9 protein-coding genes are annotated in these 17,441 nt (G+C 70.3%); 5 read left to right on the top strand and 4 right to left on the bottom strand.

Translation table 11 applies throughout. The features are described from left to right. Positions 1-729 (bottom strand): succinate dehydrogenase, encoded by a 729-nt coding sequence (locus tag J5X86_RS44860; protein WP_243983102.1) that lies wholly within the window; start codon positions 727-729, stop codon positions 1-3. Positions 730-875: 146 nt separating this feature from the next. After that, the gene (locus tag J5X86_RS44855) at positions 876-1,457 is read right to left on the bottom strand and encodes a TetR/AcrR family transcriptional regulator (protein WP_208522400.1); all 582 of its coding nucleotides are present in this window, start codon (positions 1,455-1,457) and stop codon (positions 876-878) included. 160 nt (positions 1,458-1,617) lie between these two features. Here J5X86_RS44855 and J5X86_RS44850 point away from each other — a divergent pair, with 160 nt between their 5' ends. Next, on the top strand, positions 1,618-3,447 hold the full coding sequence (locus tag J5X86_RS44850) for an NAD(P)/FAD-dependent oxidoreductase (protein ID WP_208522399.1): 1,830 nt from the start codon (positions 1,618-1,620) through the stop codon (positions 3,445-3,447). 35 nt (positions 3,448-3,482) lie between these two features. Continuing rightward, complete coding sequence (locus J5X86_RS44845; RefSeq protein ID WP_208522398.1) at positions 3,483-5,156, top strand: hypothetical protein; 1,674 nt, start codon at positions 3,483-3,485, stop codon at positions 5,154-5,156. 70 nt (positions 5,157-5,226) lie between these two features. Here J5X86_RS44845 and J5X86_RS44840 read toward each other — a convergent pair whose 3' ends face one another. Further along, positions 5,227-6,189, bottom strand: coding sequence for a zinc-binding dehydrogenase (locus J5X86_RS44840; protein WP_208522397.1), 963 nt, complete (start codon positions 6,187-6,189; stop codon positions 5,227-5,229). Between the two features lie 193 nt (positions 6,190-6,382). Between J5X86_RS44840 and J5X86_RS44835 the strand changes: the two genes are divergently transcribed. Both J5X86_RS44835 and J5X86_RS44830 read left to right on the top strand, forming a co-directional pair. Then, positions 6,383-7,012 (top strand): malonic semialdehyde reductase, encoded by a 630-nt coding sequence (locus J5X86_RS44835; RefSeq protein WP_208522392.1) that lies wholly within the window; start codon positions 6,383-6,385, stop codon positions 7,010-7,012. A gap of 587 nt (positions 7,013-7,599) precedes the next feature. Beyond that, positions 7,600-10,473 carry a LuxR family transcriptional regulator gene (locus J5X86_RS44830; protein ID WP_243983106.1) on the top strand — a complete coding sequence of 958 codons (2,874 nt, stop codon included), beginning with the start codon at positions 7,600-7,602 and terminating at the stop codon, positions 10,471-10,473. 5 nt (positions 10,474-10,478) lie between these two features. Here J5X86_RS44830 and J5X86_RS44825 read toward each other — a convergent pair whose 3' ends face one another. Further along, the gene (locus J5X86_RS44825; RefSeq protein ID WP_374229451.1) at positions 10,479-12,029 is read right to left on the bottom strand and encodes a bifunctional 3-(3-hydroxy-phenyl)propionate/3-hydroxycinnamic acid hydroxylase; all 1,551 of its coding nucleotides are present in this window, start codon (positions 12,027-12,029) and stop codon (positions 10,479-10,481) included. 317 nt (positions 12,030-12,346) lie between these two features. On the opposite strand from J5X86_RS44825, the gene J5X86_RS44820 reads away from it, so the two are divergent. Continuing rightward, on the top strand, positions 12,347-17,441 hold a 5,095-nt coding region (locus J5X86_RS44820), incomplete at its 3' end, for a type I polyketide synthase (protein WP_208522389.1).

Below are 17,441 nucleotides of genomic sequence, written 5' to 3'. Positions count from 1 at the left end.
TCAGCTCACCACTCCGGTCATGACACCGACGGGTATCGAGATGAACCCGGCGGTGAGAAGAATCGCCAGCCCATTGGCAGTGGCCTTGAGGGCACGGTCACGGGTGCGGCTGCCCGCGCCGAGGGTCTGCGCGGCGCTCCAGAAGCCGTGCTGGACGTGCATGCCCATGGCCAGCATCGCCACGATGTAGATGACGTTCCCGTACCAGGTGGAGAAGGTGTCCACCACGTTCTGGTACGGATGGCCCTCCTGGAATCCGCCGCTGTGCGTGGTGCCGGTGGTGAGGTCCAGGATGTGCCACACGATGAACAGGGCCAGGATCACCCCGCCCCAGCGCATGGTCCGGGTGGCATAGCTCATCCGTGGCTTGGCGTGGACGTAGCTCTGCGGCCGGGCCTTGATGTCGCGCCTGCTCAGCTGGTAGGCGGAAACACCGTGCAGGATCACCGCGGCGACGAGAACGATACGGGCGATCCACAGGCCCCACTGATGGTGCAGGACGGGCGCCCCCATGACGCGCAGCCAGTGTCCGTAGCCGTTGAACTCCCCGGGACCGAAGAAGATCTTCATGTTTCCGAGCAGGTGGGCACAGAGGTAACCGATCATGATCAGACCGGTCACGCCCATGACGATCTTCTTGCCGAGGGTCGATTGCCAGAATGTGAGCGCCATGGACGGCCGTCGCTCCGCCCGCGTCGGACGCTGCTCCGGCCGCGTTGTCAATGCCATGAACACGACGGTAGAACCGGGCGGGTCGAAAGGGCCAAGATATGATTCTGATCATCTCGATAGACAGTGCCTATCGAGGGCCGCTCAGATCCGGCCACGCTTGGCCCAGCCGTCCCCCTGGCCGTCTCCCGGCCGGGTGAAAACGGTCAGCGGAAGCCCTCGCGGGTGATGCCGATGGCCTGCCGGAGCAGGTCCACGACATCGCGCTCACGGCGTTCGAGAGCCGTCTGCCCTACGACGCGGAAGGCGGCGAGCAGGGTCGCGGCGAGGACCTGGGCCCGCAGCGGGGTGTCCGGTCCGGCGGGAAGGCGCTCTTCGGCGGCCTCGGCGAGATCGCGCTCGGCGGTGGCGTAGGTGGCGACCAGCTCGGGGAGCAGCGCCGGATGCAGGCGCAGGGTCCGGTAGTGCTCCTCCTGCGCCGGGTCGGCGGCGAACTCGGTGGAGTGCTGCTCGGCGGCGCGGATGACCGCCGTCATCAGGGATTCCCCCGCCGGGCGGGCCCGGATCAGCTCGACCAGCCGGACCGTACGCGCCCTGTCGTGGTGCAGCAGCGCCTGTTCCTTGCTGGCGAAGTAGTTGGAGAAGGTGCGCCGGGAGACGGTGGCGGCATCGGCGATGGCCTCCACCGTGAGGTGCTCGACGCCGTGCTCGGCGGCGAGGCGCACGGCGGCATCGTGCAGCGACTGGCGGGTCGCCGCCTTCTTACGCTCGCGCAGGCCGGTAGTCATCGCCGGTGAGCATACGCGAGAAGGCCGATTCTTGCCCACTGAGAAATCTTGCGCAATGAGAACGTTTTCTGTGAGGCTGAGCCCGCGCCGCCGATCAACGGACCCCGGGCGGCGCCCGAGCCCCGCAGACCTTCCGACGACAGAGGCACGAGGACCCCCTATGCCCACCCCCCACCACCATCCGCCCGCCGCCACCACGTCCATGGACGCCGAGGAGCTGGGATTCGACCCGGACGCCCTGCGAGCGAAGTACCGGACCGAGCGTGACCGCCGGATCCGCCCCGACGGCAGAAAGCAGTACCGGCGCATCGCCGGCGACTTCGGCTCCTACGCCGAGGACCCGTACGTGGAACCGGAATTCACCCGGGAGCCACTGCACGACCGGGTCGAGGTGCTGATCATCGGGGGCGGATTCGGCGGTCTGCTCGCCGGTGCGCGGCTGCGGCAGGCCGGTGTGCGGGAGATCCGCATGATCGAACAGGGCGGGGACTTCGGCGGCACCTGGTACTGGAACCGCTATCCGGGTGTCCAATGCGACATCGAGTCCTACGTCTATCTGCCCCTGCTCGAGGAGATCGGCTACGTACCGCGGTGGCGATACGCGCCGGGCGAGGAGATCAGACAGCACGCGCGGGCGATCGGGCGCCACTTCGACCTCTACCGCGATGTCTGCTTCCGGACCCAGGTAACCGAACTCCGCTGGGACGACACCGAGTTGGAGTGGACCGTCCACACCGACCGGGACGACCGCATCCGGGCGCGCCATGTGGTGATCTCCAGCGGAACACTCAGCCGGGCGAAACTCCCCGGCATCCCCGGGATCGAGACCTTCAAGGGGCATACGTTCCACACCAGCCGCTGGGACTACGACTACACCGGCGGCGACGCGAGCGGCGGACTGCACGGACTCGCCGACAAGCGCGTGGCCCTCATCGGCACCGGCGCCACCGCCATCCAGGTCGTGCCACATCTGGGACGGGGCGCCGAGCACCTGTATGTGTTCCAGCGCACGCCCTCCTCGGTCGATGTGCGTGGCAACCGCCCCACCGATCCGGGGTGGGCCGCATCGCTGACGCCCGGCTGGCAGCGGCGCCGCAGGGACAACTTCCTCGCCGTCGTCACCGGCGGCCAGGCGGCCGAGGACCTGGTGAACGACGGCTGGACGAGCACCGCGCGGCTGCAACAGAAACTCATCCCGACCGACAGCTACGCGGGCCTGCGATCCCAGGAGCGCGAACGCCTCTACGAAATCGCGGACTTCCAGAAGATGAACGGGATCCGCGACCGCGTGGACTCCATCGTCGAGAACACGGCGACGGCCGAGGCGCTCAAGCCCTGGTACCGCTACATGTGCAAGCGCCCCACGTTCAGCGACACCTATCTGGACACCTTCAACCGGCCCAACGTCACACTCGTGGACACGGCCGACCACGGGGGCGTCGAGCGCATCACCGAGAACGCCGTCGTGGTCGACGGGGTCGAGTACGAGGTCGACTGCGTCATCTTCGCCACCGGCTTCGAGGTCGGCGTCTCCGGCGTCACCTCCGGACTCCTGCCGGTGCACGGCCGGGGCGGTGTCACCCTGACCGAAGCCTGGAGCGACGGCCCGAAGACGCTCCACGGCTTCTACAGCCACGGCTTCCCCAACCTCTTCCAGCTCGGCCCACTGCAGAACGCCAGCGCCGTCAACTATGTGCACATCCTCGATGAGCAGGCGATCCATGTCGCCGAGGTGCTCGCCGAGGCGCACAAGCGCCGGGCCCGGTATGTCGAGCCGACCGCCGAGGCCGAGGCGGCCTGGCGCGCCACGATCCGTGAGAAGGCGGCGGACCTGTACGCCTTCCAGGCCGAGTGCACCCCCGGCTACTACAACAACGAGGGCATGCCCAGGGAGCGCAGCGAGTCCTTCGGCGACGGGCCGATCGCCTTCCATGAACTGCTCAGGCGCTGGCGCGCGGACGGCGGCATGAACGACGTGCTGGTGGTCTGACACCGATGGATATCACCCATTCCCAAGGAGCGACGATGCACCCCAGCCGGTTCGACGACACCGGCCGCGGCCAGGCCACGAGCGACCGTATGGAGGTGCGTCGACTCACCAGGGCGAACCGGCTGTGGGGTTCCAACGGCGTCACGTTCGGCCCCGACGGTCGGCTGTACGTGGCGCAGTTCCTCGCCGGGCAGATCAGCGCCGTGGACCCCGCCTCGGGCGATGTCGAGGTGGTGGTGCCGCTCGACGGCCCGGTGGAGGCGCCGGACGACCTGGCCTTCGGGGCGGACGGCTCGATGTACATCGCCGATCTGACCCCCGGCCGGGTGTGGCGGCGCAGCTCGGAGGGCGCGTACACCCTCGTCTCCGACCAGGTGTCGGTGCCCAACGGCATCACCTGCGTCGGCGACCGCCTCTTCGTCAACGAGATGAAGATGAACGGCCGGCTGATGGAGCTGTTCCCCGGTGGCGGCGACCCGGCGGTGCTGACCGACGGGCTGGCCCTGGGCAACGCGATGCAACTCGGCCCCGACGGCTGCCTGTACTACCCGCAGATGATGCGCAACCAGGTCTGGCGGATCCCGCCCGACGGCGGGGTGCCCAAGCTGGTCGCCGAGGAGGTGGACGACCCGGTCGCGGTGCGGTTCGACCGGGGCGGCGTGCTCGTCGTGCTGTCCCGTGGCATGGCCGGTCTGGTGACCCGGATCGATCTGAACACCGGGGCACGGACGGTCGTGGCAAGCGGCATCGTGGGGCTGGACAACGCCGCGTTCGACCACGAGAACCGGATGTTCGTCTCCAGCTTCGCCAGCGGCGGGATCGCGGAGGTGCACACGGACGGCAGGACGCGGGTGGTGGTCCCCCAGGGGTTCGACGGGCCGTTCGGCATCACGGTCGACCTCGGTGGCACGGTGTACGCGGCCGACCACTTCCGCCTGGCGAGCCCGGACGTCTCCGGCTCCGGCTCCGGCTCCGGTCCCGGTCTCGGTCCCGACTTCCGTCCCGGCTCCGTTCCCGGCGCCGGTGAGGACGGAGACGAGCCCGGTGTCGTCACCCATGAGCTGATATACGCCGTGCACAACGTCACCGCCGACAACGCCCTGCTGCACCTCACCTCACAACTCGGCGATGTGCGCACCCACGACCCCGTCAACAAGACCACGCGGGTGCGGGCCACCGGACTGGACCAGCCCACCGGGATCGCCGTCGCACCGGACGGCTCCCTCGTGGTCGCCGAGACCGGTGCGGGCCGCATCCTGCGCATCGACGACACCGACACGGTGAGCGTGCTCGCCGAGGGGCTCGACCACCCCCTGGACGTCGCCTTCGACGGCGAACGGCGCTGCTACGTCAGCGACGACCGATGCGGCGCGGTGCTCCGGCTGGAGGACGGCGCGGCGGTGGTCGTCGCGGACGGGCTCGGCGCGCCGCAGGGCCTGGCCGTGCGCGGTGACGAGCTGTTCACGGTGGAGGTCGCGCAACGGCGGCTGCGGGCGATCTCGCCGGCCACGGGAGAGAGCAGGATCGAAGCCGAGAACCTGGCGGTCGGCCTGCCGCCCGGGATCACGCGCACCGAACCCGAGCCGATCCCCGGAGTACCCGGCCGCCCGCGCCAGTTCGCCGGGCTCGCCGTCGCCCCGGACGGGGCCCTCCTCGTATCGGCCAATGGGGAGGGGAGTGTGCTGCGTCTGACCGGGCCGGCCGAATGAGGGTCGCCGCCGGGGCGGCTACCGGAGCGGCTGCGCCGGAGCCGCCGCTCAGGAGAGGTCGACCCACACCTCAGGAGAGGTCGACCCACACCTTTCCCGCCGCGGTGTACGCCGCGGTGAACGCCTCCTGGACGTCCTCCAGGGCATAGCCGTCGCTGACCACCGCCCCGAGCCGGGGTGGTGTCCGCGACTCCAGGGCGCTGACGGTCTGTGCGAAGTCCACCGGATGGTCGTAGATCATGCTGCCGATGAGAGTGATCTGCCCCGCCACCAGATCGCGGGGCGAGACCCCGAGAGGGGAGGTGTTCATCCCGATCAGAACGGCGGTGCCGGGTTTGGCGAGCCGTCGCAGCCCCTGCTCGATGACTCCGGGGGCGCCGGAGGTCTCGAAGAGGCAGGGGAGCCCGTCCGTGTCCGGTGGCAGGGGCGTCGCGCCCAGGGAACACGCGCGGTCGAGCCGGGCCTCGTTGGGCTCCTGGACGAACACCGTCACACCGTGGTCGACCAGCGCCTGACACAGCAGCAGGCCCTGGGAACCGGCCCCGATCACCAGGCAGCTCTGCCCCGGAGCGATGCCCGAGCGCCGCATCGCCGCCCGAGCCACGGTCGCCGGTTCCACACAGACCAGGTCCTCGAGCGGCAGCCGCGGGGCGACCGGCCAGACGAACGCGGCCGGCGCCACGACGTAATCACTCAGCAGACCGGGAACGGTCAGTCCCACAGCGGCCCGGCCAGCGCAGGCCGACGTCCGCCCGGCCCGGCAGGGGGCACACGTCAGACAGCAGTAGTCCGGTTCGATGACCACGTCCTGGCCGGTGCGCAGACCGCTGACCGCACTGCCCAGCTCGACGATCCGCCCTGTCCCCTCGTGGCCCAGGATCCAGGGCAGACGCGGTGGCCGCCGGTGTCCCGCGTGCACCGCGAGATCGGAGCCGCACAGCCCCGTGCCCCGCATCCGGATCAGCACGTCCCCGGGGCCGCAGGACGGCTCCGGCACGGACACCACGGACAGCACACCGGGCTCCGTCAGCACGGCGGCCCTCAAGGGAACGCCTGCTTTCCAGAAAGACGCGCCGCCAGCATCATGCCAAGAGCGTGCCACACATGATCCGCGCGGCGGTAGACCACACCACCGGCGCACCTGACCAAGTCTCAGCCGCCGCACACCACCTACGCGTACGCTGAGGACGCGATTTGCCATACCGTGAGCAAGGAGTGGAACGGCCATGTCGGACAGCACCCTGGCCCCCGATATCGATCAGGCCCTGTACGCACTTTCCCCCGAGGGGCGGAAACTTCTCTTCACCGAGGCCAAGACGGCCTATGACTTCAGCGACAAGCCGGTGGGCGACGACCGCCTGCAGGCCATCTATGAACTGTTCAAATGGGCCCCGACCTCGGCGAATATCAATCCGCTGCGCATTTCGTACGTGCGCACCGAGGAAGGAAAGCAGCGCCTGCTGACCGGAGTGGCGCAGCCCAACCAGGAGCAGACCGCCTCGGCCCCGGTCACCGCGGTGCTGGCCGCGGACACCCGGTACCCGGAGTATGTGCCGTTCCTCGCGCCGTCCAACCCGCAGTTACAGCAGATGCTGGAGGCCAACCAGGAGCTGCGCGAGTCCCACATGGACTTCAACGCGGTACTCCAGGCAGGCTACTTCGTGCTGGCCGTCCGCGCGGCGGGGCTCGCCGCCGGGCCGATGAAGGGCTTCAACGCCGCAGCGGTGGACAAGGAGTTCTTCCCCGATGGCCGGTGGCGGTCGATCCTGCTGGTCAACATCGGTTACCCGGGTGCCGAAGCCTACCGGGACCGGCTGCCGCGCCCCTCGTACGAGCAGGCAGTACAGCTGGTCTGACAGCAGTGAGGTGATGTAAGGCGCGCACACCCATGGGATCAGGCCACTTCATACGCGGTGACCTGATCCCTCGTAGCGTCGGGCGGCGCTCCCCTCGCCGTGCCGGCCTCGTTCGGCGCCGGTACGCCGAGCCACGTACGCGGGACCCCTCGAGGACCGTCGACTTTCGGCCCAATCACCGGCCCCCACCGCTCGTCCACACCGCCCGTACGGTGCCCTCCCGTAGGGACGAGGGCCACGTCGAGGCGGCCGAAAAACGCGGCGTGATCGTTTCGTGATGTACGACTCAGTCGCTTGACAGCGCGGCGCGCCGGGACCTACGCATAGGACCCGAGACTGCCCCTATCCGGTGCATGTTGCAGCCACACGCTGTTTACATGCTGTTGAAACAAAAGACTCCGGCCCGGCTCGTGTATTTCCCTCACCCATTCTCTCCCCTAGTGGTGCGCCGCAGGCATCGAGGGTGGGCAACGCGCTTGTGCCGCTGAGGAGTTCTGCCTGCTCGTCATGCGCTTTCGCGCGGACATGCCCTATGAGCGGCCGCGCGGATTGAGGAATTTCAGAAAGCTGGGGTGCCTGTGAGCTTGATGGAATGCCACGATTCCACGGCCGACGCCGGTCGGCCGGCGATCGGTTTCCGGAGGGACCAGGAGGGCCAGGGAAACCAGGGGGATCGCGGGACCGGCGGCGGACCCCCCGACCTGGTCGAGCGCGACGACATCCTGGCCGGCCTGGGCGGGCTGCTCGCCGATGCCTCCGGGGGCAAGGGGCAGCTGGCCGTCGTGGACGGGCCGCTGGGCAGTGGCAAGAGCCGGCTGGTGCACGAGTTCCTCGAAACCCTTGAACCGGACGGCGCCTTGGTCCTGAGGGCCACCGCCTCGCTCCGGGAACACCTTCTGCCGTTCGGCGTGGTGACCCAGCTCTTCCACGGGATGACGCTTCCGCCGCCCAGCCGGGACCGGGTGCGCGCCCTGCTCACCTCGGCGGTCGAGCACACCGTCACCGACGGGGAGTTGGCCGGGGGCGGCTCGGAGGTCCAGGTCGTCGACGTCTTCCAGAAGCTCACCATGGAGCTGGCCCAGCTGGCCGAGACCACCCCCTTGGTGATCTGGGTCGACAACGCCCACTACCTGGACCCGCCCTCCCTGCACTTCCTCGCCGGCATCGTCCCGTGGCTGCATTCCGCCCGCATCCTGGTGCTGCTCACCGATGACCACACGCTGCGGTGGCCGCGCTCGCCCCTGCTGGCCGGACTGCTTTCGCAGAGCCCCAACGCACACCGGATCCCCCTGAGCCCCCTGAGCCGCGGCGCCGTCGACGCCCTGGCCGTCCGGCTGCTCGGACCGCACACCGCCTCCCCTCGGCTGACCGCGGAGCTCCACCGCATCAGCGGTGGCAACCCCCTGGCCGTCCAGGCCCTGATCATCGATCAGCAGGCGGGCGGCGCATGCTATCCGGCGGGCTACGGACGGGCACTGCTCGACCTTGTGACGCACTCCCGGCCGTCGATGCTGTCCGTGGTGCGCGCCCTCGCCGTGCTCGGCGGTGCGGCGTCGGTGACGGATGTGGCCCTGCTGGCCGGGGTGGACGCCAAGGTGACCAGCTGGGCCCTGCACGCCCTGGTCAGCGCAGGACTGCTCACCAAGGGCCATGCCTTCCGCCATCCGGTGGCCGCCACCGCCGTGCTGGACGACATGCCCGCCGACAGCCGGGCCGCCCTGCACCGCGCGGCCGCCGAGCTGCTGCACGAGGCCGGCGCGCCCGCGCTGACGGTGGCCGGGCAGTTGATGAGCGCCGGGGATCCCCGTGCCGACTGCGCCACCGAGGTGCTGGTGACGGCCTCCGACGAGGCACTGGCGGCCGGCGATGTGGACACCGCTCTCGGCTGCCTGGACCTCGCCCAGCGCACCCGGACCGACGACCCCACCGCGGCGCGCATCCGCGCCCGGCTCAGCCGCCTGGAGTGGCAGCTGAAGCCGCAGGTCGCCGTCCGTCATCTCCGCCCCCAATTACGTGACTTCACCGCGGGCCACCTGGACCGGCAGGAGGTCTCCGAACTGGTGCTCGGCCTGGCCAACGCCGGTGCGCTCAATGAGCTCACCGCCCTGCTGGACGCCCTGCGCACCCGCGCCCACCAGGGCGCCGGCTCCGGGACCGAGGACCTCCGCCCGCTGACGAACTGGGCGGCGATGGCGTACCCCCTCCACACCGGGCTGCGGAAACTGGCCCAGTCGGTCGCCGCGGCCACCCCCGAGGCCGCCCCCTGCCACGACCCCTGGTTGCCCTCGGCGGTCACCCTGGCCGACGACCTGATCCGCGGACGCAACGACCAACTGGTGCACCGCGCCGAACTGCTGCTGCGCACCTTCCACCTCGACCACGGCTCACTGTGGAACGCCGAGGCCGGAGCGCTCGCCCTGCGCGCGCTGCTCTACGCGGGTCGTCTGGACGAGGTCGTGGCCTGGTGCGAAAAGCTCGAGGCCGAGGCCGCCGCCCACCATGCCGTCGCCTGGCAGGGGAAGTTCCTCGCCATCCGCGCCGAGGCTCACCTGCGGCAGGGAGACCTGATCTGCGCCCACGACCTGGCGGCCCGCGCCATGGCCCTCGTAGCGCCCCAGGGCTGGGGGATCGGCCTGGCCGGGGTGCTGGGCTGCGCCATCCTGGCCGCCACCCGGTCCGGCAGGCTGGAGCAGGCGGAGAAGTACGTGGCACAGCCGATACCCGAACCGGTCCTGCACAGCCGCCACGGCGCACACTATCTGCACGCCCGGGGCCACTACCGGCTGGCCACCCACCACCCGCAGGCCGCGCTCGCGGACTTCCTCGCCTGCGGCAGATTCGCCGAGACCTGGCACGCGCCCGGCGCCGACGCGGTCTCGTGGCGGACCAGCGCGGCCGAGGCATGGCTGGCGCAGGACGACCAGGACCAGGCCAAACGTCTGGTACGGGAACAGATAGCCCGGCTGTTCCCGGGCCCCTCCCGGGCCCGCGGGCTGTGCCTGCGCACCCTGGCGGCGGTCAGCCGGGTCACCCGCCGCCCGCAACTGCTCACCGAGGCCGTCGACATGCTCAAGGACAGCGGCGATGACTACGAACTGGCCCGTGCGCTGATCGACCTCAGCATCGCCTTCAAGGACACCGGGGATCAGCGCAACGCCCGCCGGGTGGCCCACCGCGCCTGGCATCTCGCGAAGCAGACCGGGGCCGAGCACCTGTGCCGGGAGGCCGCCCTCGACCCCATCGACCCCGAGGCCGAGCTGGCCGCGAAACAGCGCCAGGACGGGCTGTCCGCGCTCACCACGCAGGAGCGCAGGATCGCGCTACTGGCGGCCAAGGGCTACACCAACCGCGAGATCGCCGCCAAGCTCTACATCACCGCGAGCACGGTCGAGCAGCACCTCACCCGGGTGTTCCGTAAAGTCAACGTCAAGCGGCGCCAGGATCTGCCGCATTTCCTCTAGCCTTGTCACTCCAGCAGCCCGGACCTGAACTGGCCTATCAGCGAGCTGAGTTCACGGGAGGTGCGGGCCGCGCCGTAGATGTGGTGGTCCGGGCGTACCAGCAGGAACCGCGCCCGCGCCGCTTTCAGCAGCGGCAGATACACCTCGTCGACGTCGACGACGGCACCCGGTGCCGCCTCGGCGTCCCCCGCCACCATGTGCACCAGATGTGTGCCGAGCCCGGTGAGGAAGGTGAGCTGAGACTCCTCCAACGCGGCGGCCGGATCCGCCGACCCCAGGAGCACCGGACCGGTTCCCACCACCTCGTCGAACAGCCCGGTCACGCCCTCGTGTCGCACCCGGCCCTGCGGCAGCACCTCCCCGGCCGGCGGCACCGGCGCCGTGCCGATCCCGGTGTACAGCAGACCGGTCCGCAGCGGCGGACCCGCGCCGTGCCGCCTGCCCCGGCCGGTGTCCGCGCCCACGCCCGCGAGCAGCGAGGCGTCCCGGCTCGCGGCGGTGGCGGCGTCGGTCACGCACAGCACCCTGCCCAGCCGTACCGAGGTGTCGATGGCCTCCCGCACATGGTCGATGCGCTCACGCGGATAGGTGTCCAGCAGCCGCTCACCGGCGGCGCCCCGCAGCGCCAGGTCCAGTTTCCAGGACAGATTGAGCGCATCCCGGATGCCCGCGCACATGCCCTGACCGGTGAACGGCGGCATCAGATGGGCGGCGTCCCCGGCCAGCAGCACCCGCCCCCGCCGCCATTCGTCGGCCCAGGCGGCCTGGAAGCTGTAGACGGTATGCCGCCGCAGGGTGGCGTTCTTTGGGGTGACGTCGAAGCGTTCCAGCAGGCGCCAGGCCGTTTCCGTCCGGTTCAGCTCGGCCACGCTCTCCCCGGGCAGCCGCATGAACTCCCAGCGCCGCCGCCCCGGTCCGCTGCCCACCGCCGTCGTCGGCCGGTCCGGATCGCAGTGCTGCACATTGAGCGGGGAGAACACCCGCGGTTCATGGAGCACCACATCGCACAGCAGCCAGTCGAAGGAGAAGCCGAGATCCGTGGTGCGCACCCCGATGTGGTCGCGGACGAAGCTGTTCGCCCCATCGCAACCGACCACCCAGGAGGCGGCACACCGCAGCCGCCCGCCCGCCGTGTCCGTCGCCGTGAGCTCGACCCCGGTGCCGTGGTCCACCAGGTCCGTCGCGCCGTAACCGCGCAGCACCCGCAGATTGGGCAGCCGCTCGGCGCGGGCGCACAGCACCGCCTCCAGCGCCGGCTGGTGCATCGTGGTCGTCTCCGGCCAGCCGTGCACACCCCGCTCGGCAAGCTCGACCCGTAGCAGGGACCGGCCCTCGGCGTTGCGCCAGTCGTAGGCGTCGGCCGGCAGCCCGATCTCCGCGAACGAACCGGCCACCCCCAGCGACGCCAGGGTCCGGGCCGTCTCACCGTCGAAGCTGGTCGCCCGGGGCAGTGTGTAGGGGGTCTCCCACCGCTCCACGACCAGCACGCGCCAGCCTCGGGTGGCCAGCAGGATGGACAGCACCTGACCGATGGGTCCGTAGCCGACGATGAGCACGTCTGCTTCTGGCGCATCCGTTTCAGGCCTGTCCGTTTCAGGCGTGTCTGCCTCTGGCGTGTTCGGCCCCCGCCCAGAGCCCGCAGGGCGCATCCGCTCCTCCCTCCTCCGGTGCGGCGAAACCTATCAGCGGGTGCCGGGCGGACTACGGAGAGCGGCCCAACGGACCACGGATCAAGGGGGCTTGGCGATCACCAAGTAAGGGGGGATGAGGGGGGTGAATCAGGGGATTCTTCTAGTTTTCCGGTGTGAAGCTGGAGTGGGTGAAGCCGCTGACGCATCACCGGGAACCCTGACCGCAGGGAGGGGAGAGGTGCATGCTGCGCACCGAACTGATCCGCCCGATCCAGGACCTCCTCACCGAGCAGAGCCGCCGCTTCGGCGACAAAACCGCCTACATCGACGCCCGTCGCGCCATCAGTTACGCCGAACTGGAGGTGCGCACCCGTCGGCTCGCCGGCCATCTGGCCGGACTGAGTCTGCTGCCGGGTGACCGCGTGGCCATGTACCTCGGCAATCGCGTCGAGATGGTGGAGAGCTACTTCGCCGTCGTCCGCGCCGGTGGCATCGGCGTCCCGGTCAATCCGCATGTCTCCCAGGCCGAATTGGAGCATCTGCTCACCGTTAGCAGCAGTCAGGTCGTCATCACCGACACGGCCCACCTGCCGTTGCTGCGTCGGCTGAATCCCGGGGCGAGTCCGCCGACCGTGCTGGTGGTGGGGGAGGATCCGGTCCCCCCTGGCTGTCTGTCCTACGAGCGGTTCGCCACCACCGAGCCGGACACACCGGCCCGCGACGACCACGGGCTCGACGACATCGCCTGGATGCTCTTCACCTCCGGTACCACCAGCAAGCCCAAGGGCGTGCTCGCCACCCAGCGCAACTGCCTCTGGTCGGTCGCCGCGTCGTACGTACCCGCGCTCGGCCTCACCGCCGAGGACCGTGTGCTCTGGCCGCTGCCCCTGTTCCACAGCCTCTCCCACATCGTGTGCGTGCTGGCCGTGACGGCTGTCGGAGCGACCGCCCGGATCACCGACGGATACTCCGCCGAGGATGTGCTGGAGCAGTGGGGCCAGGAGCGCTCCACGGTCATCGCCGGTGTCCCCACGCTTTACCACTTCCTCGTCCGCGCCTCCAAGGCGCCCGGGTTCACCGCCCCCGAGCTGCGGGTGGGCCTGGTCGGCGGCGCCGTGACCACCGCGGCGCTGCGGCGCTCGGTCGAGGACGCCTTCGGGGCCCCGCTCATCGACGCGTACGGCAGCACCGAGACCTCGGGTTCGATCGCCATCAACTGGCCGACCGGGGCCAGGGTCGAGGGCTCCTGCGGACTCCCCGTCCCCGGTCTCGCCCTGCGGGTGGTCGACCACCGCACGGGCCTGGACGTGCCCGACGGGACCGAGGGCGAGGTGTGGGTCCGCGGCCCGAACATCATGGCGGGCTACCACAACCAGCCCGAAGCCACCGCCGAGGCGCTGCGGGACGGCTGGTTCCACACCGGCGACCTCGCCCGCCGCGACCGGGACGGCTATCTGACGGTCACCGGGCGGCTCAAGGAACTCATCATCCGCGCCGGGGAGAACATCCACCCCGTGGAGGTGGAGGACGTCCTGCGGATGGCGCCCGGCGTGGCCGACGCCGCCGTGGTCGGCAAGCCGCACGAGGTGTTCGGCGAAGTCCCCGTGGCCTTCATCGTCCCGGCGCCCGGCGGCTTCGACCCGGCCCAGGCGCTCGCCCTGTGCCGGGAGAGGCTCTCGTACTTCAAGGTCCCCGAGGAGCTGTACGAGATCGCGCGGATCCCGCGCACCGCGACCGGCAAGATCACCCGGCACCGGCTGCTGGACGGCCCGGCACGGCTGCGCGCGGTCGGCAACACCTACCATGACGCACTCTTCCGCACGAACTGGATCCCCCAGCCGTCCAACCCTCCGCCCCGGCCCGGCCGTTGCGCTGTGCTCGGACAGCGGGCTCCCGGGCTCGTCGGCCTGTTGCGGGCCACCGGCGCCGAGCCGGTCGAGCACATCGACACGGATGGCCTGAGTGCGGCGGTGGCCGCCGGAAGCACCCCCTTGCCCACCGTGGCCCTGCTACCGGCCCCCGCGGATACCGGGGCCGACGCCACCAGTCAGGGTTCCGGGCGCGCCACCGCGACCGAGGCGGTTCTGAGGGAAGTCGAGACGTGGCTCGCCTCCGCCGAACTGTCCGATGCGCTGCTGGTGGTGCTGACCCACAGCGCAGTGGCCACCACCACGGGCGAAGACGTGCGGAATCCGGAACAGGCGGCGCTGTGGGGGCTGGTGCGGTCGGTGCAGGCCGCTCATCCCGGCCGTATCGCCATCGTCGATCTCGACGAGCCGGATGACGAGGCGTCTGTCGCCGCCCTGGTGGCGACGGCGGCCTCGGGCTTGCCACAGAGCGCGGTGCGCTCGGGCGTCGTGCTGCTGCCACGGCTCGAACGCGTGGCGCTGGATGTGGGCTTGGGCGTGGGGGTGGGGCCGGATGTGGGCCTGGGTGTGGGCGTGGGGGTGGGGCCGGATGTGGGCCTGGGTGTGGGCGTGGGTATGGACGCCGAGCGGGACACCTCCGTGTCCTTCGACCCCCACGGCACCGCGGTCGTCACCGGAGTGGACACCCGGCGCGGCGCCGCCATCGCCCGGCACCTGGTGGCCGGTTACGACGTCCGCCGACTGCTGCTGATCGCCCCGCCAGGGCAGGGCGGCCGGGCCGCCGAGCTGTGCGCCCAGCTCACCGACGCCGGGGCCGATGTGCGGCTCGTCGAATGCGACCTGGACAATCGCACGAAGCTGAGGCGGGCGCTGGCCAAGGCGGGCAGCCCCTTGAGTGTGGTCGTACACGCCTGGGAGGCCGTGGACGAGCCGTCCGACGGCCGAGTGGCCGCCGAGGCCAGAACGCTGCACGAGCTCACCCGGAACGCCGACCTCACCGCGTTCGTGCTGTCCTCCTCGACCAAGGGGCTGCTGGGCGCGGCAGGGGAGACCACCGAGGCAGCCTCCGCCGCCTTCCTCGACGCCTACGCCCAGCATCTGCGCATGCGGGGGATACCGGCCCAGTCCATCGCCTGGGGGCCGTGGGAGGGGGAGACCGACGCGACGACCGGTGCCCTGAGCCCGCAGCAGGCGCTCGCGGCACTGGACGCCGCCCTGGCGGTGGACCAGGCCCAACTCGTAGCGATGAAGCTCGACTCGACGGCCGTACCCACCGGGACGTTTTCCCCGCTGCTGCAGGACCTGATCGACGTCCCGACACGTACCGCCACCGTGGACGAGGCCGTCGCGGTCGCCCTGCGGGAGCGGCTGACGGATGCGCACGAGGCCGACCGGGACCGGCTGCTCACCGATCTCGTCCGGGCACACCTCGCCGACCTGCTGGGCCTGGCCGACAAGCAGGCCGTCGAGCCCGAGCGGGCCTTCACCGACCTGGGCCTGACCTCGATCACCGTGGTGGAGCTGCGCAACCGGCTGAGCGAGGCCACCGGGCTCCGCCTGCCCGCCACCTCCGCCTTCGACCACCCCACACCGCTGGCGTTGGGGAGCATGCTGCGGCGGGAACTGCTCGGCGGCGGTACGGCAGTGGCATCGGCGTCGCCGGCTGCTGCGCTTCCGGCTGCTGTTTCGGCCGCTGTCGCGGTCGCGGGCTCTGGCGCGGTCGACGAGCCGATCGCGATTGTGGGGATGGCGTGCCGGTTGCCGGGTGGGGTCGGCTCGCCGGAGGAGTTGTGGGAGCTGGTTCTGGCAGGGCGTGAGGGCATCGGGGCATTCCCGGCGGATCGGGGGTGGGATCTGGAGAACCTGTTCGACCCGGACCCGGATCACGCGGGGACGAGCTATGTGCGTCTGGGCGGTTTTCTCTATGACGCGGGGGAGTTCGACGCGGATTTCTTCGGGATCTCGCCGCGTGAGGCGCTGGCGATGGATCCGCAGCAGCGGTTGCTGCTGGAGACGTCGTGGGAGGCGTTGGAACGGGCCGGGATCGATCCGGGCTCGTTACGAGGCCAGGACGTGGGCGTCTTCGCCGGGATGATGCATCAGGACTACGGAGTCGGCTCCACCGAAGGAGCAGACACGCCGGCTGGTCTGGAAGGCCACCTGATGACCGGCACCTCGGCGAGCGTGTTGTCGGGTCGGGTGGCGTACACGCTGGGGTTTGAGGGTCCTGCGGTGACGGTGGATACGGCGTGTTCGTCGTCGTTGGTGGCGTTGCATTTGGCGGCGCAGGCGTTGCGGTCGGGTGAGTGCTCGATGGCGCTGGCCGGTGGGGTGACGGTGATGGCCGGGCCGGACGCCTTTGTGGAGTTCTCCCGTCAGCGTGGGCTTGCTGTCGATGGGCGGTGCAAGTCGTTCGCGGCGTCGGCGGATGGTACGGGGTGGGCCGAGGGTGTGGGTGTGCTGGTGGTGGAGCGGTTGTCGGATGCGGAGCGGTGTGGTCATCGGGTGTTGGCGGTGGTGCGGGGTAGTGCGGTGAATCAGGATGGTGCGTCGAATGGGTTGACGGCGCCGAATGGTCCGTCGCAGCAGCGGGTGATTCGGCGGGCGTTGGCGGTTGCGGGGTTGGTGGCGGCGGATGTGGATGTGGTGGAGGCGCATGGGACGGGTACGCCGTTGGGTGATCCGATTGAGGCGCAGGCGGTGTTGGCCACGTACGGTCAGGATCGTGATCGGCCTTTGTGGTTGGGGTCGTTGAAGTCGAATATTGGTCATGCGCAGGCGGCTGCGGGTGTGGCTGGTGTGATCAAGATGGTGTTGGCGTTGCGGTGTGGGGTGTTGCCGAGGACGTTGCATGTGGATGAGCCGTCGTCGCAGGTGGATTGGGCGGCTGGTGCGGTGGAGTTGTTGACTGAGGAGCGGGTGTGGCCGGAGGTGGGGCGTCCGCGTCGGGCTGGGGTGTCGGGGTTTGGTGTCAGTGGGACGAATGCGCATGTGATTTTGGAGCAGGCTCCGGACCGGTCGGGGGATGGTGTCCCGACGCCGGAGGTGCCGGGTGGTGTGGTGCCGTTGGTGGTGTCGGGCCGTGGCAATGCGGGGTTGCGGGCGCAGGCGCGGCGGTTGCTGGACTTCGTCGAAGGCCGACCTGATGTGGGTGTGGTGGAGCTGGGAGCAGCGCTGACGTCCGGTCGGGCGGCGTTGTCGGACCGTGCGGTGGTGGTGGCTGGGGATCGGGGTGAGGTGTTGGCGGGGCTGGCGGCGGTGGCGGAGGGCGGCGGGGCAGGCAAGGCGGATGTTCGGGGTCGGGTGGTGTTTGTTTTCCCTGGTCAGGGGGCGCAGTGGGTGGGTATGGGTGCGGAGTTGTTGGAGTCGTGTGGGGTGTTTGCGGAGGCTTTGGGGGAGTGTGCTGGGGTGTTGGATCCGTTGACGGGGTGGTCGTTGGTGGATGTGGTGCGGGGTGTGGGGGGTGGGG

The sequence above is a fragment of the Streptomyces sp. NEAU-YJ-81 genome, assembly GCF_017592595.1.
GTDB classification, from domain to species: Bacteria; Actinomycetota; Actinomycetes; order Streptomycetales; family Streptomycetaceae; genus Streptomyces; species Streptomyces hygroscopicus_B.
Note: the sequence above shows the minus strand (reverse complement) of the source record. Positions and strands in the feature narration are given on the sequence as shown.